Source organism: Leptotrichia hofstadii (assembly GCF_007990525.1).
Classification (GTDB): domain Bacteria; phylum Fusobacteriota; class Fusobacteriia; order Fusobacteriales; family Leptotrichiaceae; genus Leptotrichia; species Leptotrichia hofstadii.
Window position 1 is genome coordinate 609101 of record NZ_AP019823.1, and the last position, 24011, is coordinate 633111.

The following is a 24011-nucleotide window of genomic DNA, read 5'->3' on the forward strand; positions in this document are numbered from 1 at the left end:
AAAAATAGGAGGTAATATTATTATGTATTGGAGTTTACCATTAATAGTTATTCTTATTGTAATAGCGTTAATTTACATTTTTAAATCAATAAAGATTGTACCAGAATCACGTGTACTTATTATTGAAAAATTGGGGAAATACGATAGATCCCTAAGTTCGGGGCTTAGCTTTCTGAATCCATTTTTTGACAGGGTTGCAAGAAGCGTGTCTTTAAAGGAACAAGTTGTGGATTTTCCTCCACAGCCTGTTATTACAAAGGATAACGCCACAATGCAAATTGATACAGTTGTTTATTTTCAGATAACTGATCCGAAGCTGTACACTTATGGAGTAGAACGTCCACTTTCAGCAATTGAAAATTTGACAGCAACAACTTTGAGAAATATTATTGGAGATATGACAGTCGATCAGACATTGACTTCAAGAGATATTATCAACACGAAAATGCGTCAGGAACTGGATGATGCAACAGATCCTTGGGGAATAAAAGTAAACCGTGTGGAATTGAAAAGCATCTTGCCACCAGCTGACATTCGTGTAGCAATGGAAAAGGAAATGAAGGCAGAACGTGAAAAAAGGGCAAACATTCTGGAAGCACAAGCAAAAAGGGAAGCGGCAATCTTGGTTGCGGAAGGAGAAAAACAGGCTGCAATTTTAAGAGCAGAAGCTAAAAAAGAACAGCAGATAAAAGAAGCAGAAGGGCGTGCAGAAGCAATCTTATCAATTCAAAAAGCACAAGCAGAAGCATTGAAACTGTTAAACGAAGCTGCACCAACAAAAGAGGTATTGTCATTAAAAGGAATGGAAACATTTGAAAAAGTGGCAGACGGAAAATCAACAAAAATCATTATTCCAAGCGAGTTACAAAATCTGGCTGGAATGGTTACTGCATTTTCGGAATTTGCTAAAAAAGATAAAGATGTGGAACAAAAATAGATTATATGGGACTGGACAAAATGTTCAGTCTTTTTTTGAAAATTTTTAATAATTATATAGGTTGTAATAGTATAATCTTGAAAAAAATAACTTTATACTAAATTTCATTTAAAATTTTTATAATAGGGTTGTTTAATAGCTAATTCATAATTATTAAATTAAATTATTTTTTAGATATTTTGATTAATAAATATTTTTTCATATTATTATGTTTTTTCTTTTTATTTTTGTAGGATTGCTCATTGCCGCAAAACCTTATCTTGCAGTAAAGGTTTATCCTGATAATCAAAATATTTGGCAAGATTGCTACGCAATAACCTATGGCTAGTCTACGACATTTTTCTGCACTGACAAAAAACTCGCTATGCTAAGACAGTTTTGCCAGCACAGAAAAATGCTCCGACGGGTTATTTATACTAGAATCTGTTTGAAAAATGAAAATTATATTTTAATTGTTTGAAAATATTAGATTTATAACCTTTATCAGAAAAGTTTGTAATAATTTCGTTATTTAAATGGGGGAATAGTATTAAATCACTTAAAATGCAAAGAATAACAGCTAAAATTTAGAAAAGAACAAATTGAAGAAATATAGAAAACACCTTGTATTCCAACATAAAATATTGTACAATAAAAATATAAAAACATAATCAGAATACATAAAATGAAATAATAATTTGACATGGATATTTAAAACAGAAGGAGATGATATGCGATGTTTAAGAAAATTTTACTGATGATTATTTTTACTATGGCAATTATGGGATGTACTGCAGAGGATATAGACATTTGGAGAAATGCAGATCGGAGAGCTGCTGAAAGAGGAGAAACATGTTATAGGAGGGCTAGTGGAACGTATTACTGCAAGGACGATTATGGAAACAGAACATACTAGCTATGTGTGATACGGAACAGATGAAATAACGGCAGTTTAAAAACAATGAATTTTAAGGACAGGGGGCTTTCCAGATTTGGGAATGTGTTCCTGTCTTTTTTGGTTAAGTATTTTATTTTTAGATTATGAAAAAAACATTTATTAACAATAAATAGTTTTCCAAAATTTAAATAAAAAATCTTTTATACGGATACTTAATGATAAAATTTGATTAAAGGATATACATAGGTTGTATAATAGAAAAAATAGCTTTAATTTCATGAATTTTTTGATTTCCAGTATTTAGACAGGAAACAGTGTTATTTTGATAGATAAAAGGGTTCGAGCATAATTTGAAAAAGATTAAAATAAAATTTTTTTTATAATAAAAAATTAAAACCTTTTTCTATTGACAAATTGAAAAAATGGGGTAACATAGGAATATAGGAAACATTAAGCGAAAGGTAAAAAAAGGTATAATTATGAGTAAAGAAGAATTATTGGAAAAATTAAAAGGGAAATTGATTGTTTCGTGCCAGGCGTTGCCTGGGGAGCCTCTTTATATAGAAAATGGGACTATAATGCATCTTATGGCTATTGCGGCAGAACAGGCTGGAGCAGCGGGAATAAGAACTAATGGAATAAGAGATATTGAAGAAATCAAAAAAAACTTAGATTTACCTGTTATAGGATTAATCAAAAAGCAATATGAAGGATTTCCTCAGCATATAACTGTAACGATGAAGGAAATAGATGATTTAGTGAAAGCTAAAACAGATATAATTGCACTAGACTGTACAATGAGAGAACGTCCTGAAGCAAAAACAATAAATGAATTTATAAAAAAAATTAGGGAAAAATATCCTGACGTGTTATTAATGGCAGATATTTCAACATTTGAAGAAGGCGTGAACGCTGAAAAAGCTGGTGTAGATTTTGTAGGAACAACGCTTAGTGGCTATACTCCCTACAGTAAAAAATCAGAAGGGCCTGATTTTGAATTAGTAGAAAATCTTGCTAAAACACTTCATATTCCAGTAATAGCAGAAGGAAAGATACATGAACCGAAGCAGGCGAAAAAAATGCTGGAATTAGGTGCGTTTGCAGTAGTTGTTGGAGGTGCTATAACAAGACCTCTTGAGATTGCTCAAAGATTTGTTAGGGAAATGGAGTAAAAGTTATTCAATTTTTTTATTTATTACCGAAAAGATATTCTAAAGACAGAGAGTTAGTATTAAATTTTTAAAATTATATAAAAAATTAGTGATAAAAATAAATATTATTTATAGAAAGGAAATTGTTGAAATTGTTTTAGAACATAGGAAGGGAGGAGGAAATTTAATATTTTAAATAGTTTCAATAGATGGTATATGCGATGAAAAATAATGGAATTTTTGCAGTATTACAGAAAATAGGTAGGGCTTTTATGTTACCTATCGCAGTATTGCCAATGGCGGGAATACTTTTAGGGGTGGGAGGTTCTTTTACGAATCCTGTCCTTATAAAAACGTATAATTTAACTTTTCTTGAACCGGGAACTCCGTTAAATTACCTTATGCAGCTGTTTTCTAACACAGGGTTATTTGTTTTTGCAAATTTACCTTTACTGTTTGCGGTTGGTGTAGCTATAGGGCTTGCAAATAAAAACAAAGAAACTGCCGCTTTATCAGCTGTTTTAGGATTTTTGCTTTTTCACACTATAATAGGAACAATATTGAGTTTTAAAGGAATAACTCCTGATTCAGTAACTTATGATGCTCTTATTGGAAAAGGTTTGAGTGAAGCCGCGGCAAGAGGAACGGCGGCATTATATGCGAAGGAACTTGGAATATTTACATTACAGACGGGTGTGTTTGGTGGTATCGTGTGTGGTATTATGGCTTCGGCAATTACAAACAAGTTTTCAGATAAAAAATTACCTGATTATTTGGCATTTTTCAGTGGAAATAGATTTGTGCCTGTCATGACGATTATTTTATTTATTCCTTTGGCAGCGATATTTCCGTTTATCTGGCCTACAATTTTTATGGGAATTGTAAAAGCTGGAGAAATGTTTGCAGCTACAGGGGCTATAGGAACATTCTTCTATGGATTTACAATGAGATTGTTAAATGTATTTGGATTGCACCATGCGATATATCCTCTGTTCTGGTATACTCAGCTTGGAGGTTATCAGGAAGTGGGAGGACAGATGGTAGCAGGAGGGCAAAATATATTCTTTGCGCAGCTTGCAGATCCTTCAGTAAAACATTTTAGCGCAGCGGCGACAAAAACAATGACAGGTGGATTTTTGCCTATGATGTTTGGATTACCTGCAGCGGCCCTTGCAATGTACAGAACTGCAGATGACAAGAATAAAGCGGCTATAAAAGGAATATTGCTGTCAGCTGCATTGACATCATTCCTTACAGGAATAACTGAACCAATAGAATTTACTTTCTTATTTGTAGCACCTGTACTATATGTAATTCATGCAGTGCTTGAAGGACTTGCCTATATGCTGATGTATGTGCTTAATGTGGCAGTAGGAATTACATTCTCAAGAGGAATTATAGATTTCACTTTCTTTGGACTTTTACAAGGAAATGCAAAGACTTCATATTACTGGATACTAATATTAGGCCCTGTATATGCACTTGTATATTACTTTGTGTTCAAAACATTAATTTTGAAATTTAACATTCTTACACCAGGTAGAGGAGATTCTGAAAATAAACTTTATACAAGAAAAGACTATAACGAAGCCAAAGAAAATACAGAACTTATAGACAATATAGTAGTTTCATTGGGAGGAGCAGAAAATATAGAAAATATAGATGCCTGCATTACAAGACTTAGAGTTACTGTAAAAGATGCCTCTATAGTTGCTGATGATGCGAGATGGAAAGAATTGCAGGCAAAAGGTGTAATTCGTTCTGGAAAAGGAATTCAGGTAGTATACGGAACTCAGGCTGAGACATATAAAAATCAAATAAGAGAAAAATATAGAATATAATTTTTACAAATTTTATTTGTTTTTTGTTTTAAAGTTCAAATTATACCAAAAATTTGATATAATTTTCTCAAGAAATAAAAAATAATTATAGACGCGAGGGAATAAATGATTTATTTTATTGGAGGAAAAAAGCAAAGAGAATTTAAGTATTTTGAACTTTTGGAGAAAATTCGGAAAGAAAATGTTGGAATTAGTGAAAGTTTTTTTGATGTGGATTTGAAGGAAAATGAAAAATTTTTGGAAAAAATAAATATTAATTCCATATTTTCGAGTCAGGAACTGGTTGTATTGAAAAGAGCAGAAAAGCTTAAAAATATTGAGGAAATTTTGAAATACATAGCAAACCTTGAGATAGTAAATAAGGAAATTATTATTGATTATGACAGGGAAGACGGAAAATTCGGAGTAAAATTAAAAAAGCTGCTGGATGAATTTAGTAAAAATAAGCAAATGGAAGTTTTTTTATTTCAAAAGGAAACAGAAGAGGAAATACGGGCTTATGTTGTAAATGAACTGGATATAAACGCAAGGGATGTGGCAATGCTTCTTGAAATGATAGGGAGCAATCCGTTTAAGGTCAGAAATGAAGTTGCAAAAATAAAGATTTTTCTGGATGGAGAAAAGTTTGATATTGAAAAAATTAAAAATATTGTGTCTATTGAAAAAGAGTACCAAATTTATGAAATGACCCGAAACATATTGTTAAACAATCCGGCGGATGTAATGAGATACTTGGAGCAAAAAAAAGAATATATGGGAATCTTGTATTCTCTTTACAATGAACTTGAAATAATGTACAAAATAAGCTCGTTAAAAATGAAAGGGCGAAAATTCAGCAAAAATTACAACACTTTTAAAATGGAATTTGAAGAAATAAAGGAAATTTTCAAATCCAATACCAGAATCCCAAATTCCTATGTGATTTTCAAAAAAATAGAACTCGAACAAAACTACACAAATGCCAGTTTAAAAAAATTAGTTTTTAGATGCTGGGAAATTGAAAAAGATATAAAAACTGGAAAAATAGAGATGGAAACGGGAATTGAAATATTAATAATGGAAATTTGCTCATTATTTAGAAAAAAATAATTTTAAAAATTGTAAAATATGAACGAATCTAAACATTGAACAGAGATGTGTAAATAATGGATTCATAATTAGATTGTTTAAAAGCTGTTTTAACTGCAATTCCGTGAAAAATACGACAGAATTTCAATAAAATAAAATTTAAAAGTAAACAGAAAAGAGGTGTATTTCTAATGGGAATATTAAAAAAAATATGGGATATGCTGCCAGAAGGACGTCCAGTTTGTGTGCCTAAGCCTGAAGCGTGGGGAGTAAAACAGGAGGAAGATAAGGAAAGTGATGAAAAACTAAAGAAAAAAGATGATGTAGAAAAAATAAAGAAATAAAGTTTTTTGTGAAATTAAGTTTTAATACAAACTGATTATTGTTAGAAAATAATGAAAGAGGGTGCATTTTGACGCTCTCTTTTTTATTTTATAGGAATTTTTATACTAAATCCCATTAAAAAAATAGAAATAATTTTTTATAATAAGGTTGTTTGATAATGGATTTATAATCATTCAACTAAATTATTTTTAGATATTTTGATTAATAAATATTTTTTTATAATTACTATGTTTTTTCTTTTTTGCTTTTGCAGGATTGCTTATTGCCGTAAAACCTTATTTTGCAGTAAAGGTTTGAAAATTTAGAAGCATAAAGCAGAAATATACAATTATAAAGAAATGTGGTATAATAACAGCAGAATACACAGTAAAATACGAAATCAATATTTAGTACCAATAACGAAAACAGTAGATGATATTTTTTATAGTTCAAGAAATTGGAATAAACAAAAACTCATTATAGATGATTATATGCCAGATGAAAGTATAGATTATTTAATGATAAAGCTACTGCAAGTTTAATGAATAAAATTGTAAATAGATGGACGGATTCTATTAAAGATAAAAATACCAGTGAACTGGGATATAAAGATAGGCTAAAAGAACATAAAATAGTAGACTTTACTTTATCTAAGACCGAATTTACAGCACTGGGGAATACTAGTTTATTTACTTCTTCATATGGAAAAATAAAAAAAATTAATGGAGGATATAATGTAAATATAACAGTACTTATTCAGTATAGAGATACTTTTGATGATGTGAAAAATATTTTAGCTTCAGGTTCACGAAACAATCCGCGAAAAGAATTGGAAGGTGGAAACCCTTTTGGAATGGAAACACGAAAAAAAGAAATCAAGATTAATAAAACTTTAAAATCACTAAAAGAAATAGAAAATGAAGTAAAAAGAAAATTATCTCAAAGAAGATAGGAGTAATAGAAATGTTAAAAAAAATTATGCCAATAATCTTGATAATTATAATAGTGCTGTCTTTTAAATTATTTGTAATAAATAATTTTTATGTACCTAAAGAATTTTACTGGGATAGATTTGATTTTAATTTTAAAAAAAGAGAATACTTTTTAGAATGGGAAGACGGATGTAAAATAATAGAAATAGGTAAAAGAGGTAAATACTACTATGGTAGGGTTATTTCAGGTGGAATAACATTATATAAGCCTGGAGAATATGATTATTCAAAATGTGAAGATGAATATTTTTTAATAGATGATAGTAATGGTTTAGATATAAATATCTATTATAAGAACAAAGAAGATATTTTAAAAGTTATAAAAAAATACAAACCTAAAGAACCATATAAATTTTTTATGTTTTCAATATTAAGGTAATTATTTATTTTAATTAAAAAAGAATTGATATTTTTAAAAATAGAAATTAAAAGTAATCGTTGTTGTAAAAGACAGCGGTTATTTTTTTTATATTGCATATAATTTGAGTTTTTAAAACAGCTTTTTATCCAATAAATTTTATAAAAATAGTAATTTATAATAATCTCAGTTAAAAAGTAGTAATAAATTTTTAAAACAAACTTGACAGTGATAAGATTTAGTTGTATAATCTTTACGGTGATAAGATAATGAAAGTTAGGGGGAATTTAAGTATGGAAAAATCTAAAAAAAGTTACCATCATGGGAATTTACGAGAAGAATTGATTGAAAAAGGGATAGAGGTTATAAATGAAGCAGGAGAAGAAAAATTATCTTTAAGAAAAGTGGCTAAAATGTGTGGAGTAAGTAATGCGGCACCGTATACATATTTTAAGAAAAAAAGTGATTTGCTTTACGCAATGAGCGATTATATATGGGGAATATTGGCGGTGGAACTTGATAGAACGAGGAAAAAATATGAAAATCAAGAGGATTTGCTGGTAAAATTAGGAAAAACGTACGTTATGTTTTTTTGTGAGAATCATAGATACTATCATTTTATGATTTCAAGAAAAAATATGAAAATAGATTTATTCTCAAAGTTTTCAAAAATAGAAAATAATAATGAAAAAGCTTTTAGCATATTAAAAATTGAGGCAATGAAAATACTTGAAAAAATGGGAGTGCCAAATCAGGCTATGCAAGATAAAATTATAGCAATGTGGGCGTTGGTACAAGGATTGACAACAATAATGATTACAAATGATATAAAGTATTCTGAAAGCTGGGAAGAAAAAATAGAGGAGATAATAAAATCAGTTTGTATAGCGAAGTAATCTTAAAATATAATCGAATCCATTTGAAATAGAACTATTAAAAATTATATAAATTTAAGATTTTAGTAAAATAGTTATGTGTTTGAGTTTTATTTTAAGACAGTTTTATCATAGAATTGAAAGTTGCTGGGTATTGTACGATTTTGAAACTTAAATTGTTAATATTTAGCAGTTAAATTTTAGATGGATTTTAATATGTCTATGGAAGGTGAGAAATATGGAATTAATTATACACGATTTAGACGATGAAAAATTGGAAAATTTAAAGTGGAAAATTGAAAAAAAGGAAAAAATTACGGATAAAATAAAAGATAGCATAAATCAAAAGAAAATAATAGTCGATGAAGATATATCTATAATTTGTGACAATGATAGAATTAAAAGCTGCATGGGATGTTTTGAATGCTGGATTAAAACTCCGGGGAAATGTAAAATTAAGGATGGATATGAAAATTTAGCAAAATTATATTCAAAAGCAGACAAAGTTGTAATTATAAGTCAATGTGTCTATGGTTCTTACAGTCCGTTTGTAAAAAATGTGCTAGATAGGACAATTCCATATTTGTTGCCATTTTTTAAATTTAAAAATAAAGAGATGCATCATATTACACGAAATAAAACAAAATTTGACTTAAATGTATATTTTTATGGGGAACATTTGTCGCCAAATGAAAAGACAGCCGCTAAAGAAATAGTAAAGGCCAATAGCGTAAATTTAGATGTAAAAACTTTTAAAGTTTCATTTTTAGAAGATTAGGAGAATAGATATGAAAATTAGTATAATAAACGGAAGTCCAAAAGCAGGCAAAAGTAATTCTGAAATATTAGGAAATTATATTTTATCCTTGCTTAAAGATAATGAAATAAAAAAATATTATTCAATTTCTGTTAGATTAGATAATAAAATTAAAAATGAAATTCACAATAGTGACATCTTAATATTTCTTTTTCCTTTGTATGTTGATGGAATTCCGTCCAATTTGTTAAAATTACTTGTAGAATTTGAAAAGGAAAAAGTTATAAAATCTGGAACTAAAATTTATTGCATGGCGAATAATGGATTTTATGAAGGTAAGCAAAATCGGTTGGCAATTTTGCAGATGAAAAATTGGTGCGAGAAAGTTAAGGCAGACTGGGGACAAGGAATTGGTGCAGGTGCAGGGGAATTGTTGCCGTATTTAAAAAAATATAAACTGGGGCAAGGACCGCTCAAAAATTTAGGTAAAGTGCTAAATAAATTTTCTGCTAATATTCTAACTCTAAAAAGTGATAAAGATATTTATGTAAATCCAAACTGGTTGAAAAGCCTATATTTTTTTCAAGGCACAATTTCATGGATTTTAAAAGGTAGAAAAAATAATTTGAGAGTAAGGGAACTTTTTAGAAAAAGTAATTAAAATTGTATAACTAAAAAAGACTATCCTTAGATTGTGATAGTCTTTTATTTTTGTTAATCTTAAAAAAATTTTTTTAAAATCAATCAGTGGCAAAAAAAATTAATTTGCCAATGAATTAACTTTTAATGTTAATCTAGATTTTTTTCTTGATGCAGTGTTTTTCTTAAGAACACCTTTTGTTACAGCTTTATCTAATTCTTTATATGCTACGCTTAATGCTGATTTAGCTTCGTCGACATTTTTAGCTTCAACAGCGGCAAGCACTTTTTTTACGAAAGTTTTAGTTCTGCTTCTAATAGCTTGATTTCTAGCTGCATTTCTTTTACCAATAAAAACTCTTTTTTTAGATGATTTTGAGTGTGCCATTTATTTCTCCTTTCAATAATTTTTACTTATGAAATAAAATGCTATATAATTTAATATATGCAAATTACACAATATATTATCATTTTTTTCAAGAAAAATCAAGCTATAAAGAATAAATTTTTTCTATTATCTTGATACTTGATACTAGGTTATTTTAATCAATAAATATTTTTTTGTTATTTATATATTTTTCTTTTTTTATAAAGCAAAGGGGAACAGTCGCTATCCCCTTTGCAAACCCAGCTCGTCTAAGCATTTTTTTGAAATGAAAACTAAACTCGCTTTTTAATAAAAGTTATACCAATTCTTTAGATATTTATATTTTTAAATGTTTTGAAAAAGCTCAAACAGTAGTTTTCATTCCCAAAAAATCACGACATTTTTAATTTAATCATAAAACGGCTATTTTGATTAAAAATTATAAATTTTAAAATAAGCAAAATTTCGTTAAAAAAAAACAGTTATTAACAAGAAGAACTTATAACATAAGATTTGAAAAAGGTTTTTTGGAATTTTTTATTCAAATTCCTTGATAAATTTAGAAAAAATCTGTATAATAGATATAGAAAAAGAAAGTTATTTAAAAAATGGAAGGAAGAATGTTTATGAAAAAAAGACCAGTAGTTTTAATAATTTTGGATGGATGGGGAATGAACCATCATGATAATGAAGTAGATGGAGTAAAATTAGCAAAACCGATAAATTTTAACAATTATGTAAAAGAGTATCCGTATACTGAATTGAGAGCAGATGGGGAATTTGTAGGATTGCCTGAAGGACAGTTTGGAAATTCTGAAGTTGGGCATACAAATATTGGTGCTGGAAGAGTAGTTTACCAAATGCTGCCAAAAATTACAAAAGCTATTAAAGAAGGTACAATTTTAGAAAATAAAGTGCTGTCAGATATTATGGAAACTACAAAAGCAAATGGAAAAGCTTTACATATTACAGGATTGACTTCTGACGGTGGAGTTCACTGTCACATTAATCACATAATTGGATTAGCTGACATGGCTAAGAAAAAAGGACTTACTGAAGTTTATGTTCATGCGATTATGGATGGAAGAGATACTGCCCCTGAAAGTGGAGTGGAGTACTTGGCACAATTGCAAAAAGCATTGGATGAACTTGGTGTAGGAAAAATTGCTACAGTTGTAGGAAGATACTATGCAATGGATAGAGATAACAACTGGGATAGAATAGAACTTGCCTATGATGCTCTAACTTCTGGAGAAGGAAACTTGGCGGCAACTGCTGATGAAGCAATCAGAAATTCTTATGCAGAAGGAATTACAGATGAATTTGTAAAACCTGTTAAAATTGGTTCAAAAGACAATGGATTAATTAAAGATGGAGACGGTGTAATTTTTGCAAACTTTAGACCTGATAGAGCCAGACAATTAACTAGAACATTTGTTGACCCTGAGTTTACTGGATTTACAAGAAAAGTTTATCCTAAAGTAAACTTTGCTACAATGGCTCAATATGACGCAACATTCAGCTCGCCAGTGGCATTCCCGCCTGAAACGATTGTAAATGGATTTGGGGAAGTTGTATCAAAAGCTGGATTAATCCAAGTAAGAACAGCAGAAACTGAAAAATATGCACACGTAACATTCTTCTTCAACGGAGGAAAAGAAGAACCATATCCAGGAGAAATCAGATTGTTGTCTGATTCACCAAAAGTTGCAACTTATGATCTGCAGCCTGAAATGAGCGCTTATAAAGTGAAAGATAGATTAATAGAAGAATTAAATACTGGAAAAGTTGACACAGTTGTATTAAACTTTGCAAATCCTGACATGGTTGGGCATACTGGAAATGTAGAAGCTGTTATGGAGGCTTGTCAAGCGGTGGATAACTGTACTGGGCAAATTGTAAGAAAAGTATTGGAACTTGATGGTGCAGTATTAATTACAGCAGATCACGGAAATGCTGACTTATTAGTAAATCCTGAAACTAAAGAGCCTCATACAGCACATACTGTAAATCCTGTTCCATTTATCTTCATCTCAAATGATATGAAAGATGCAAAATTGAGAACAGATGGAAAACTAGCTGACATTACTCCAACAATGCTTGATTTATTAGGATTGGAAAAACCAGCTGAAATGGATGGAAGTACATTAATTATAAAATAATGGTTTTATAATTAAAAATCAATTTAAAAACAATCGTAAAAATAGTATATTAAAAGAAATCTCTCTAAAATTTATATAAAAAAGAGAGATTTTTTGTTGTAATAGAAATAAAAAAATGCTATAATACTACGAAAAGCAATTTCAAATTTTAGATTTAAATTTGAAAAATATTTAAGCTTCTTCAAAATCAAACTGGTAAAACAATTAAGCTTGGAGCTTGAGTAGAATAGCTATGATTTTTGAGTTTGGTTTTAAAGCAGTTTTATTAGCAAAAATTAAATAACATAATTCATAAGCCAATCAGTTTAATGTATCATTATTATGATTTAGATATTAATGATATTGAGGGAAATAACAGTTTCAGGTATGATTGGCTATAATTATGAATAATTAAAAAATTGTAATTATTACAGAGTAATAAGCATTTAAAATTTAAAAAATAGTAATCGGATAATCCAGGCAGGTAAAAATTAATTGATTATCCAAAGCTAAAAAAGAAAAATGTAAAAAGGAGAATTTAGAGTATGAGTAACAATTTAAAACAGGCAAAAAAAGATTTAAAAGCCTTTGCTAAAAGGGCTAAAAATGTAAAGTACACGGAGTCGCTGCTGTTCACGTATCTAATAACGGGAATGATAACTTTTTCAGTTGGAGTGAATACATCTTCAAATGTACTTTATGAACGTGCAAACAAGGAGCTTATAATGTCAGCTGACAAGACACGTACCGCCATAAAGAAGGCAAAAAAGGAAAATGAAGAAACTATAGAAGAATTGAATCTGGAATTAATTCAGCTGATGGAACAGGGAGATCACGTTGTAAAATCAAAATGGGATTCGTGGCAATTTGGATCAAATACCTTTATGTCAAAGAACAATGGGTCTTACAAGGGAAGAGGAGACAAGGCTTCCAAATACCCTTTTGTAGGAATTTATAACCGTGGAAACTGGGCAGAAACAGGAGCTTTGGCAAATAGAAGAAGAGCTGTAAATCCGCCGATTAATTCATCATCTGTAGGATCAACGTCTTATGGGCTGGCTTCGTTATTACACGTTCAAGAGCCAGAAGTAGAAATTCAGATAATGGCAAATGTACGTCCAAAATCCATTTTAAAAGAAGAAATAACAATTATGCCACAAATTGATATGCCAAGGGAAGTTGTGAGACCTTCAATCAGCCTGAACGTTAACACGCCTCTGGAAGCACCTGTGCTGACATTGCCTAGACTGAATCCAGTAACTATCAATGTTCCAAATCCACAGGAACCAGACACACCGCCAACAGTAACTGCGCCAAACATCACGATGAACTTGTCAACGCCATCAATCAGCCTGAACATTGCACCGCCACAGCTGAACATGGAAATAACGCCGCCAACACCTACAGTAAATACTTTGACAATAACGCCTCCGAGCGTTACACCGGTTAGTGCAATTAGTGTAAATAAGCCGGCTGCACCGAGTGTTACACCACCTAGTTTAACACCAAGTACAGTATCGTTTACAGTTCCAAATTTGGATGCTTATGGAAATGCTCAAGGGACTACAATGAATATGAATAAGAATTTAAGTGGAACTTATAGATTATCTGACGGTTCAAAAGTTGGTAAAGGAAATGCAATTGCCGAATACATTGCTAATACTGGAAATTTTACTGCAGCTGATAATACAACTATGTATGTAGACGTAACACAAAAAAGAGCAATAACATTGGATCCAGGACTTCCTACAAAACAAGGGGGGATAAGCAGTCCTAACTATTCTTTTGAAAATAAGGGTAAAATTTATTTAGAAGCTGATCTTACAGCAGGTATAGAAGTACAGCCGGACACTCATGCTGGGGATATGAAGGTTACAGGTATAAACAGCGGAACTATTGAAGGGCGAGGTAACAATCAGGTTGCAATGCTATTTACATCTGAAAATCCTACTGTTAAAAATAATCATACTTTGATAAATAAAAAAGATATTATTATGACAGGTAAGAATTCAGCAGGATTTGCAACAAGCAACTTTGCAGATCTTAATAAGACTTCAATTAGTTGGCATATGACAGCTACAAATACAGGAAATGTTACTTTAACTGGAGAAAAAAGTCATGGTATGGTAGTGGCTAAAACTCAAGTTCCGATAGGTAGTAATTCTAGTTTTGAAAATAGCGGGACAATTAATGTGAATGGGAAAGAATCTGGTGGAATTACCTTGTTAGATAAGATACCGACTGCAACAAATACTGGTACTATTAATATAACAGGAAAAAATTCTTTTGGGCTTTATTCTGAAGTGGATTCAAAGATAAAAAATGCTGGAAATATAAATATTAAAGATGGTGCTACAGGAAGTATGGGAATTAGAGTTGGAAGCGCTACAGCGACTAATATGTCCAACGAAGGTGGAACTATTACTATTAGCAGTAAAGATGGTAATAATATGGGGGTTTATTCACAAGATGCAGCATTTGATAATAAAGGTGCTATTAAAGTTGAAGGAAAGAATGGAAATATTGGAATGTATTTCAATGGAACAACTGGAACAAATAAGAATCAAGGTGCGATTACTGTAACTGGAGAAAACGGTTATGGTATAATGCTTAATAAAGGTTCAATTTTTGAGAATCATGATTCAATAACAGCAACAGGAACTGATGCTATGGGAATGTACATGAAAAATTCAACTGCTACAAACAAACAAAATAAAACGATTTCAAGTACAAAGCATCATGCAGTAGTTCAGGATGGCGGAACATTTACGAATGAAGGAACTGTTTCCACTGAAGCAGGTGGAAAAGTTGCTTTATATTCTGAAAACGGGATATTTACAAACACGTCTGATGGAACAATATCGGCTAAAAATGGTGGAATCGCTATGTTTGTAAAAGATTCCCAAGGAACTGTCGCTGGGAAAATTAATGTTGGAGATTCAACAAAGAATGATACAGGAATAGGAGTATACATGGATGCCGCCTCAACTAAGACAGTAACATTTAACGGAAATGCAGAGCTTACTTTGGGGAAAGGTACGGTTGGATTGTATGCAGAAGATGCAGATAAGTTTGGTACAGGATTTGCCATAAGCGCTTTAAAGACTAGTGTTGGAGATGGAGCGGCATTAGCTTATTTTGGCTCTACAGGAACAGGAACTATAAGTTCTGGAACTTTATCTAACTTGACAGTGCTTAAAATGGGTGCTAAATCAACACTTCTTTATGGAGATACAGGATCGACAGTAAAAGTTGATGATGATATTGATATGACGACATATTCAAATGTTGACAAGACAGCCCAGTTTTTAGTATCTAATCAAGGTACTGCTACAATTAACAGCGGAAAAACGATTAAATCTAATTTGAAGACTACAGTTTCAGGACTAAGTGGAGCCAATATAAAAAATGAAGGTACAATTGATATGACAGCAACTGAGGAAGCTGTAGGTATTTATTTAAAGGCATCTACAGGAACGAATGAATCCTCAGGTACAATTACTGTGGGAGAGAAAAAATCAATTGGAATTTATGGAATAGAAACTTCTACACTGAAAAATAAAGGTACAATTGAGACAAAAGGAGAATCCTCTGTAGGGATGCTTGGAGATAAGAGTACGATAGAAAATGCTTCAGGAGGAACTATAACTACGGAGAAAGAAAAATCGGCAGGAATTTATGGAGCTAATGAATCTACGATTAAGAATGAAGGTACAATAACTGCCAAGGAAACCGAATCAGCAGGAATTTATGCCGATGACAGCCAAGTTACAAATGCTTCGGGAGGAATCATAAATACTGAAAAAGGAAAATCGGCAGGAATTTATGGAGTATTTTCAAAAACAAACAAAATTGAAAATTCGGGAACTATAAATGTAGGGACAGCATCTTCTCCAGGTACTGAAACTCAAGGAGTGGGAATCTATGCCCAGCTAAAAACTGGAGCTGCAGGAAATTTAACCGTAGAAAATAAAGACAAGATAGAAATCAGCATAAAGGATTCAATTGGGATTTATGCTCAGAATGAAACTGGAGATGACAACAGGATTGCTGTTACGAATGAAAAGGACATTGTCTCAACATCAAATGCTGACGGAGCAATTGGGATAATGGCGAAACAGTCTAAAGTTACTAATGCGGCTGCAGGTAAAATAGAGCTGGAAGGAAAAACTTCTGTAGGAATTTATGGAACAGTTAAGTCTGTACTTCAAAATCTTGGAACTATTCATCTTAAAAATACAGCAAATGACTCAAAATCAGTCGGAATGCTGTCGGATGGAAAAACTATCACGAATGACGGAACTATTAAGATGAGCGGTGGCGCCTCTGCCGGACTGCTTGGTAAAAATGGAGCTACAGTAACAAATAATACAAGTGGAACTATTACAGTAGAAGGGCAAAAATCAGCTGCAATCTATACTGAAAATTCTACACCTGTAAATAAAGGGACAATAAATGTTGAAGGTAAGGAATCAGCAGGAATATTTGCGAAAAATACTGATAATAAGGACTACACTATCGAAAATACGGGAACAATAAACTTAAAAGGGACTGCAACACCTCCTGGAACTCAGTCAGCTGGAATATATGCTGAACTTGGATCTGGAGCTGGAAAAACAACTGTGTATAACAAAAATGACATAGTGGTGGGACAGGAAAGCTCCGTTGGAATTTATGTTAAAAACAACACAGGTGACAGAAACAAAGGAAAGGCAATAAATACTGGGAAAATTGATCTGGATGTTGACAGTACCGTTGGAATTTTTGTTGACAAGGCGATTGGAGAAAATGAAGGCGTTATAAATGTGAAGAAAAAAAATTCGGCAGGAATGTATGGAAGCAATGATTCTGAAATAACAAATAAAAAAAATATAATTATTTCAAGTGAAGATTCGGCAGGAATGTACGCGTCAGACTCAAATGCGACGAATGATGAAAATGCGAAAATAACGATAAACGGTTCTTCGGGAGCAACTAGCGGATCGGCAGGAATGTATGGGAAATTGTCTAAAGCATCGACTAGCAATTACACAATACTGAATAAAGGGGCAATTGAAATTGAAAGTGTAACGAAGAATGTTGGAATTTACGGTGAAGTTGAAAAAAGTGCAACTAGCAAGCTGACATTGCAGAATGACAAGGATATAAATATTGCCGCAGGAAGCAAGCAGTCTGTGGGGATGTTTGCAGTAAATGATGAGGACAATGACAAGGATAAGCTGGAAGTAGTCAACAATGACAATATTACTGCAAAATCCGAAGAATCCATAGGAATATCAGCTCAGAAAAGTACGGTTAAAAATGCTGGAACTATCACAATGGAAGATAAGAAATCAGCTGGAATCTATGGAAGCAAGGGATCAAAAGTAACAAATGAGAAAGAGATAGAAATAAAAGAGGAAAAATCAGCAGGAATCTATCTTGAAGACAGTGACGCTGTAAATGCTGAAAACGCAAAGATTACAGTTCATAAAGGAGAATCGGCTGGAATTTACGGTAAATTTACTAGCGGATCAAAAGCCGACAATACAATTGAGAATAGCGGGGAAATTATACTTAAATCTGGAACTGGAAAGCAAAGCGCAGGTATTTACGGGGAGCTTGAAAGCACAGCCGCTAAAAAGCTGACAATAAGCAATAAGAATAAAATAGAAGTCGATATGGAAGAATCGGTTGGAATATATGCTAAAAACGGAAAATCCTCAAAGACGGACCTGATTGCTGAAAATGAAGGAACAATTGACCTGAAGTCTAAAAAATCCGTTGGAATGCTGGCTGACAAGTCTGTAGCAAACAATAAGAATGAAATCAATATTACTAACGAAGAAGCAACAGGAATGTATGGAACAAACGGCTCAGAAGTGACTAATACATCTGACGGTACAATATTAATTGAAGCGCCTAGTTCAGGAAATGACAGCAAATCAACTGGAATCTATGTTACAGAATCAGGGACAAAAGGTGTAAATGATGGAAATATCATTATAAAAGGTAAAAAAGGTACAGGGATGCTTGCTACAAAAAGTGCTGAAATTGTAAATAATAACTTGATTCAAGGACCTTTAGATTCGGTGGAATCTGTAATTGGAATATATGGTGTCGATAGCGGGACAATCGTTACAAATGAAAAGGATATTGAGCTGCATGGACAAAAATCAACAGGAATATTCTCTAAAGATGATGCTGTGGCAAAAAATAAAGGAACGATAACATTAAAGCCTACATCTAAGAACTCTGTTGGAATGTTTGGTTCATCAAGCGCTTCAGGAAAAACTATCAAACTGCTAAATGCAGGAACGATTGATATAGAATCTGAAAGCTCTACAGGAATGTTTACAAAGAATAAAGGAGATTTAGGAGATTCGACTGTGGAAAATGAAGGAACAATCAACCTGAAGCAAAAAAGTACAGTAGGAATCTACACTCCAAAATCTGATATAAAGAAAGTAGGGAAAATAAACCTGAATGATGATGCGGATTCATCTGTTGCGGTATATCTTTCGGATGAAGCTAAAGCTGACACATCAACAGGGGAAATTGATCTGAATGAAAAATCACAAAATCAGGTTGCCTATTATGTAAAAGGAACAACAGCTACAGATACAGGAAAGCTCTACGGAGGAAACATCGGAAAGATAAAAGGATATGGAGTTGGAGTTTATCTTGACGGAGGAACGCTGGATGCAAGTACATCTAAACTTGACTATACTGCCAGTGGAAATACAGGAAAAGGGATAATTGGACTTTTAATGAAAGGCAATGCCAATATCACGGCCTATACAGATGAAATAAAAGTTGGAGATTCGGTATTGAGCGATGACGGATTGAATGACTTTTATGCAATTGGGATATATGCAGATGGACAGCAGGCTAAAAATATGACTGCCAATATCACGGCAGGTAAAAACGGAGTTGGACTGTTTGCTGAAAATAAGAGTAATATCACTTATGCGGGAACAATGAATATTGGAGATGGAACTACAGCTGGAACGGGAATCTACATTGGAAACGGATCGGATGGAAAATCTGCTTCTACAGTAACAATTGCAAGTGGAGCTGATATAAAGCTTAACGGTAAAAATGGAGTTGGTGCAATAGTTACAGGTGGAGCGACTGCCAACTTTGAGTCTGGATCAAAAATTGAGTTTGGTGGAGATGGAGTAGGTATCTTTGGACAAAAAGGCGCAATTATTAACGATAACGGAGGAACGCTTGTTACGAATGGACATTCTGTAGAAAGAACAAGAATAACAGAAGGAAGCTCTATAACTTCAAAAAATTTAACAGTAGCACTTGGAAATGCCTTGGATACGGGAAATATACTTTCTCACGTTATAAATGGGGAAGCTATAATACAGACAGGAGTAACAGTTGAAGCTAAGCCAAGTACAAAAAATATCATCGGTCTAATGGCAGACGGTAACAAGAATCCTGGATTAACTTGGGTAGGAACAGCAGGATACGAGGCTGAAAATAAAGGTAAAATTGATCTTTCAAATGCCGTTACAAGTACTGCCATGTACCTTGATTCCTCAAGAGGGCTTAACTCAGGTGAAATTACCATAGGAGACAAATCTACAGGAATCTATGGAATTTACAACAATACAACTGCAAACTACAGCGGATCGACTACAAAAAATATTGGAACAATAACAACTACGGCAGCTTCTAAAATTGAAGTTGGAGATGAATCTGCGGCAATTTATTCTATAGGATTTGATAAAGTTGAAAATAAAGGTGAAATAACAGGTAAAGAAAAATCAGTTGGAATTTATGCGACAAATGGTCCTGCCGATGGTCATAAAGCAATAAACATTGTAAATAATGGAGATATAACGCTAGATAAAGGTTCAGCGGGAATATATGTTTCTCCTAAGCCGGCAACTTCAGGAGCCTCAAAAGTTACAAATACTGGAAACATTACAATTGGAGATTCCATTGTAAATACTGGAACTGGAAAAGTGGAAACAACTTCGGTTGGAATGTATGTAGAACATAAGACTACTCTTGATACGACAGGAGACGTAAAAGTTGGAAATAAAGGATTTACATTATATGGAAATGATTCGACAATAAACGTGAACGGCGGAAACTATGACTTCTCAGACAGCGGAAGCCTTGCCTACCTTGAAAACAATGCAGTTCTTAATTATAACAACAGCGGAACATTGACAACATCGTCAGAACCAATGCTGTTTATCGTCAACAGTAAGGCAAATATGAACAATAATGACATTATTGTAACTTCCAAAGGAACGGGTATTTATATGAATGGAGTTTCTGAATTTAGCGGATGGAATAATATGATTTTAAATAACGGCTCTACTGGTATTTATGTAGATAATTCATCAGCTACGGTTACAGGTAAGAAGATAACGGGGACATCTGACAAGGCAAAAGGAATTGTCTCAATAAATTCTAACGTGACAAATAATGCAGATATGGAATTTTCAAGCGATGATTCAATTGGAATTTTCTCACAGAATAAATCGTCAGCTGTAAAAAATATCGTAAATAATGGAAATATTAATATTACAGGAAAACGTTCAATTGCCGCCTATTTAGAAGGTACAATGGAGCAGTCGTTTGAAAATACGGGTACAATAAATGTTGACAAGACGACAACCGCTGTAAAAAATGACTCTACAGTTGGAATTTATGCACAAAGTGGCTCTAAAATCAACATAAAGAACAGCGGAAAAATAAATGTTGACGAAGCTTCATTTGGAATATACTCGCTTAGTGAAGATGGAAACGTGGAAACTACGGCAAGTTCAGAAATAAACGTGGCTGACAAGGCGATTGGCGTGTATAAGAAATCTGGAACTGCCAATCTGGGAGGAAAAATTAATGTGGCAGATCACACGGCAACAGAAGTGAACAGTGAGCCTGTGGGAGTCTATGGAACAAGTGGAGTTGTAATAAATGACAGTACTTCTGATTTCATCGTTGGGGACAAATCTTACGGTGTAATCCTTGCAAACCCTGGATTAAGCAAAACAAATGTTTATTCAAATTCTTCTTCATCAAAGATAAGCTTAGGAAAAGAATCGACATTCCTTTACACTGAAGGAACATCACAGGTTACAAATAATGGAACAATTACGTCTGGAACAAATAACGGAATTATAGCAATTTATGGAAAAGACGGAGCAAACATTATAAATAACGGAACAATTGACTTGTCACAAGGAATTGGAAATCAGGGTATTCTTGTAACAGGAGCATCGAATGCTGTAAATAGAGGAACAATAAAAATAGGAAAAACTGACAAATCTGATCCAGATAATATTATCTACGGAATTGGAATGGCTGCTATTGATGGAGCGTCTGCAACAAATGAAAGGGATATTTACGTTTCAGGAAATCTAAGTATCGGAATGTATGGAGATAAGAGCGGTACAACTTTGAGAAATGCTGGAAACATTTATCTTGACGCTTCTGGAGCGACTTCAACTGACAAGATTCAGACAATGATGGGAGTGTTTGCAAATAACGGTACCACATTTGTAAATACAGGGACTATAACTACAGTCGGTTCGTATGTAGGCAACAGCAATGTTCAGGGACTTGTGGGAGTTGCTGTATTAAACGGAAGTACATTGGAAAATTACGGAACAATAAATATTGATGCAGATAACAGCTATGGTGTGCTTATAAAAGGTACAGAGAGCAACAAGTCCATAATCAAGAACTACGGAAACATTAATATTAGCGGGCTTAAATCTTATGGTGTACGTTATGATGGAAATTCAAAAGGTGTAACTGGAAATGACCTTCCGATAGGAAATGATGCAACACCTTCCAACACGCTGCCTGCAATAAGTTCAGGAGCTGGAAAAATTACTTCATCAAATGGAGCTGAAGACTATTATGCTCCTAAAGATCCAAGTAAAACTATTGGAGGAACAGGAATTGTACAGCTGCCTGATGGAAGGCTGGCAATTCAAAGAAACGGTGTAGTGCTGGATGAAAACCAAGTTCAGGTAATAGATTATGCAACTCCGGCAGTAAACTACGCTCTGGCAAACTTTGGAGTGTATGTGGATACGCTTGGAAGAACAAGACCTATTAATCTGGATGGGGCGACTGACATTGGAATAAACAGCGACCTTCTGATAGGAACAGAATTTTCTGTGCTGACAAACAAGAAAGATGTAATAATAGGAAAACAAATACTGCAGCCGTTCCTTAACCAGATAAATGCTGGAATATTCAACTTTACGCCATATTCAGCTTCGTTGACATGGATGGCGACACCTGAAGTGGATCCTGCAACACAGCAGATTACACGTGTACTTATGACAAAAATTCCTTATACAGCCTTTGTAGGAAGAACAGCAAATGAATTTAACTTTGCTGACGGGCTGGAGCAGAGATATGATGCAAATGCTCTTGATTCAAGGGAAAAACTGATATTCAACAAGCTGAATACTATAGGAAATAATGAAGAAGCCCTATTGGCACAGGCTTATGATGAAATGATGGGACATCAGTATGCAAATGTGCAGCAGAGAATATTTGCAACAGGAAACCTTCTGAACAAAGAGTTTGACTATCTGAGAAACGAATGGGACACTAAGACAAAAAATTCCAACAAGATAAAGGCATTTGGAATGAAGGGAGACTACAAGACTGATACTGCAGGAATTATTGATTACAAGAACAACGCTTATGGATTTGCCTATATACATGAAAATGAAACTGTGAGGCTGGGCGAATCAAGCGGATGGTATGCAGGAGCTGTTAAGAATAAATTTGATTTTAGCGATATTGGAGGTTCGACAGAGGAGCAGTCCATTGTAAAAGCAGGGGTGTTTAAGTCAATGCCTATCGGAAATGACCATAATAACGGTCTCAACTGGACTGTTTCAGCGGAAGGGTTTATGGGGAATGGAGAAACTAAGAGAAAATTCCTTGTAGTTGATGACATCTTTGAGGCAAAATCTGACTTCCATTCGTATGGAGCTTCCATAAAAAATGAGATCAGAAAAAATATCAGAGCAAGCCAAAGAATAAGTATTTCACCATACGGAAGCCTGAAACTTGAATACGGAAGATTTACTGGAATAAAAGAAAATACAGGTGAAATGCGTCTGGAAGTTAAGTCAAATGACTATTATTCAATAAAACCTGAAGCTGGTGTGGAATTTAAGTATAGCCAGCCACTTGCAGTCAGAACAAAATTTGTTGCAAAACTAGGACTTGCCTATGAAAATGAACTGGGACAAGTTGGAGATGTTGATAACAAGGCAAGAGTACGTTATACAACAGCTGGATGGTTCAACATAAGAGGCGAAAAGGATGACAGGCGTGGAAGCGGAAAAGCCGATCTTAACATAGGAATAGAAAATACAAGATTTGGTGTAACGGTAAATGCCGGTTATGATACGAAAGGTAAAAATTTAAGAGGTGGAATCGGATTTAGGGCAATCTACTAATTTGAATTTTAATCTTAAATAAAATAAAATCTAAAAAAATCTTTCAAAGAGGGAGAGTTATTTCAGAATAAATGGAATAGCTCCCTCTTTTTATTATTTTTTTGAAATTTTTAAAAATTAAGAATGAAAAAATATTAAAAATGTAGTATAATATTTAATAAGCAAGTATAATAAAAATCACTTTAAAATCTAAGAAGTCGGGTTAATCCTGATCAATTTGATATTAAAGGGATTTGAATATGA

General features: G+C 33.0%; 15 protein-coding genes. 14 read left to right on the plus strand and 1 reads right to left on the minus strand.

All coding sequences use genetic code 11. The features are described 5' to 3' along the window. Positions 1–22: 22 nt before the first annotated feature. The 12 genes from FVE77_RS02950 to FVE77_RS03000 all read left to right on the plus strand — a co-directional run bounded on the left by FVE77_RS02950 (position 23) and on the right by FVE77_RS03000 (position 9841). The gene (locus FVE77_RS02950) at positions 23–937 is read left to right on the plus strand and encodes an SPFH domain-containing protein (protein ID WP_036087639.1); all 915 of its coding nucleotides are present in this window, start codon (positions 23–25) and stop codon (positions 935–937) included. 760 nt (positions 938–1697) lie between these two features. Next, positions 1698–1832, plus strand: a complete 135-nt coding sequence (locus FVE77_RS02960; RefSeq protein ID WP_332102979.1) for a hypothetical protein — start codon at positions 1698–1700, stop codon at positions 1830–1832. 461 nt (positions 1833–2293) lie between these two features. Next, positions 2294–2986, plus strand: a complete 693-nt coding sequence (locus tag FVE77_RS02965; RefSeq protein ID WP_026745585.1) for an N-acetylmannosamine-6-phosphate 2-epimerase — start codon at positions 2294–2296, stop codon at positions 2984–2986. A gap of 188 nt (positions 2987–3174) precedes the next feature. After that, entirely contained in the window at positions 3175–4806 is a 1632-nt protein-coding gene (locus FVE77_RS02970; RefSeq protein ID WP_081690281.1) for a PTS transporter subunit EIIC, read from the plus strand. 105 nt (positions 4807–4911) lie between these two features. Beyond that, a complete protein-coding gene (holA, locus tag FVE77_RS02975; protein ID WP_026745587.1) occupies positions 4912–5895 on the plus strand; it encodes a DNA polymerase III subunit delta in 984 nt (327 codons plus the stop codon). A gap of 170 nt (positions 5896–6065) precedes the next feature. Beyond that, a complete protein-coding gene (locus tag FVE77_RS12620; RefSeq protein WP_169718706.1) occupies positions 6066–6218 on the plus strand; it encodes a hypothetical protein in 153 nt (50 codons plus the stop codon). A gap of 339 nt (positions 6219–6557) precedes the next feature. Continuing rightward, the gene (locus FVE77_RS12625) at positions 6558–6740 is read left to right on the plus strand and encodes a hypothetical protein (RefSeq protein ID WP_021745959.1); all 183 of its coding nucleotides are present in this window, start codon (positions 6558–6560) and stop codon (positions 6738–6740) included. Further along, positions 6740–7150 (plus strand): hypothetical protein, encoded by a 411-nt coding sequence (locus tag FVE77_RS02980; protein WP_051254462.1) that lies wholly within the window; start codon positions 6740–6742, stop codon positions 7148–7150. Before FVE77_RS12625 ends, FVE77_RS02980 begins: the two co-directional genes overlap by 1 nt. An 11-nt stretch (positions 7151–7161) precedes the next feature. Then, a complete protein-coding gene (locus tag FVE77_RS02985) occupies positions 7162–7569 on the plus strand; it encodes a hypothetical protein (RefSeq protein ID WP_026745588.1) in 408 nt (135 codons plus the stop codon). Between the two features lie 272 nt (positions 7570–7841). Beyond that, entirely contained in the window at positions 7842–8444 is a 603-nt protein-coding gene (locus tag FVE77_RS02990) for a TetR/AcrR family transcriptional regulator (RefSeq protein WP_026745589.1), read from the plus strand. Between the two features lie 217 nt (positions 8445–8661). Then, a complete protein-coding gene (locus FVE77_RS02995) occupies positions 8662–9201 on the plus strand; it encodes an NAD(P)H-dependent oxidoreductase (RefSeq protein WP_026745590.1) in 540 nt (179 codons plus the stop codon). A 10-nt stretch (positions 9202–9211) separates the two neighbouring features. After that, a complete protein-coding gene (locus tag FVE77_RS03000; protein WP_026745591.1) occupies positions 9212–9841 on the plus strand; it encodes an NADPH-dependent FMN reductase family protein in 630 nt (209 codons plus the stop codon). Between the two features lie 99 nt (positions 9842–9940). Here FVE77_RS03000 and rpsT read toward each other — a convergent pair whose 3' ends face one another. Next, the gene (rpsT, locus tag FVE77_RS03005; RefSeq protein ID WP_026745592.1) at positions 9941–10207 is read right to left on the minus strand and encodes a 30S ribosomal protein S20; all 267 of its coding nucleotides are present in this window, start codon (positions 10205–10207) and stop codon (positions 9941–9943) included. A gap of 605 nt (positions 10208–10812) precedes the next feature. Between rpsT and gpmI the strand changes: the two genes are divergently transcribed. Both gpmI and FVE77_RS03015 read left to right on the plus strand, forming a co-directional pair. Beyond that, positions 10813–12348 carry a 2,3-bisphosphoglycerate-independent phosphoglycerate mutase gene (gene gpmI, locus FVE77_RS03010; protein ID WP_026745593.1) on the plus strand — a complete coding sequence of 512 codons (1536 nt, stop codon included), beginning with the start codon at positions 10813–10815 and terminating at the stop codon, positions 12346–12348. 524 nt (positions 12349–12872) lie between these two features. Continuing rightward, positions 12873–23768, plus strand: coding sequence for an autotransporter-associated N-terminal domain-containing protein (locus tag FVE77_RS03015; protein ID WP_026745594.1), 10896 nt, complete (start codon positions 12873–12875; stop codon positions 23766–23768). The last annotated feature ends 243 nt before the right edge of the window (positions 23769–24011 follow it).

Excerpts from the sequence above, each read along its gene's own strand:
- FVE77_RS02995 (WP_026745590.1), top strand. The coding sequence starts at position 8,662 with ATGGAATTAATTATACACGATTTAGACGATGAAAAATTGGAAAATTTA.
- FVE77_RS03000 (WP_026745591.1), top strand. The coding sequence starts at position 9,212 with ATGAAAATTAGTATAATAAACGGAAGTCCAAAAGCAGGCAAAAGTAAT.
- FVE77_RS03015 (WP_026745594.1), top strand. The coding sequence starts at position 12,873 with ATGAGTAACAATTTAAAACAGGCAAAAAAAGATTTAAAAGCCTTTGCT.
- gpmI (WP_026745593.1), top strand. The coding sequence starts at position 10,813 with ATGAAAAAAAGACCAGTAGTTTTAATAATTTTGGATGGATGGGGAATG.
- holA (WP_026745587.1), top strand. The coding sequence starts at position 4,912 with ATGATTTATTTTATTGGAGGAAAAAAGCAAAGAGAATTTAAGTATTTT.
- rpsT (WP_026745592.1), bottom strand. The coding sequence starts at position 10,207 with ATGGCACACTCAAAATCATCTAAAAAAAGAGTTTTTATTGGTAAAAGA.
- FVE77_RS02970 (WP_081690281.1), top strand. The coding sequence starts at position 3,175 with ATGGTATATGCGATGAAAAATAATGGAATTTTTGCAGTATTACAGAAA.
- FVE77_RS12625 (WP_021745959.1), top strand. The coding sequence starts at position 6,558 with ATGTGGTATAATAACAGCAGAATACACAGTAAAATACGAAATCAATAT.
- FVE77_RS02965 (WP_026745585.1), top strand. The coding sequence starts at position 2,294 with ATGAGTAAAGAAGAATTATTGGAAAAATTAAAAGGGAAATTGATTGTT.
- FVE77_RS02960 (WP_332102979.1), top strand. The coding sequence starts at position 1,698 with ATGGGATGTACTGCAGAGGATATAGACATTTGGAGAAATGCAGATCGG.
- FVE77_RS02950 (WP_036087639.1), top strand. The coding sequence starts at position 23 with ATGTATTGGAGTTTACCATTAATAGTTATTCTTATTGTAATAGCGTTA.
- FVE77_RS02980 (WP_051254462.1), top strand. The coding sequence starts at position 6,740 with ATGAATAAAATTGTAAATAGATGGACGGATTCTATTAAAGATAAAAAT.
- FVE77_RS02985 (WP_026745588.1), top strand. The coding sequence starts at position 7,162 with ATGTTAAAAAAAATTATGCCAATAATCTTGATAATTATAATAGTGCTG.
- FVE77_RS12620 (WP_169718706.1), top strand. The coding sequence starts at position 6,066 with ATGGGAATATTAAAAAAAATATGGGATATGCTGCCAGAAGGACGTCCA.
- FVE77_RS02990 (WP_026745589.1), top strand. The coding sequence starts at position 7,842 with ATGGAAAAATCTAAAAAAAGTTACCATCATGGGAATTTACGAGAAGAA.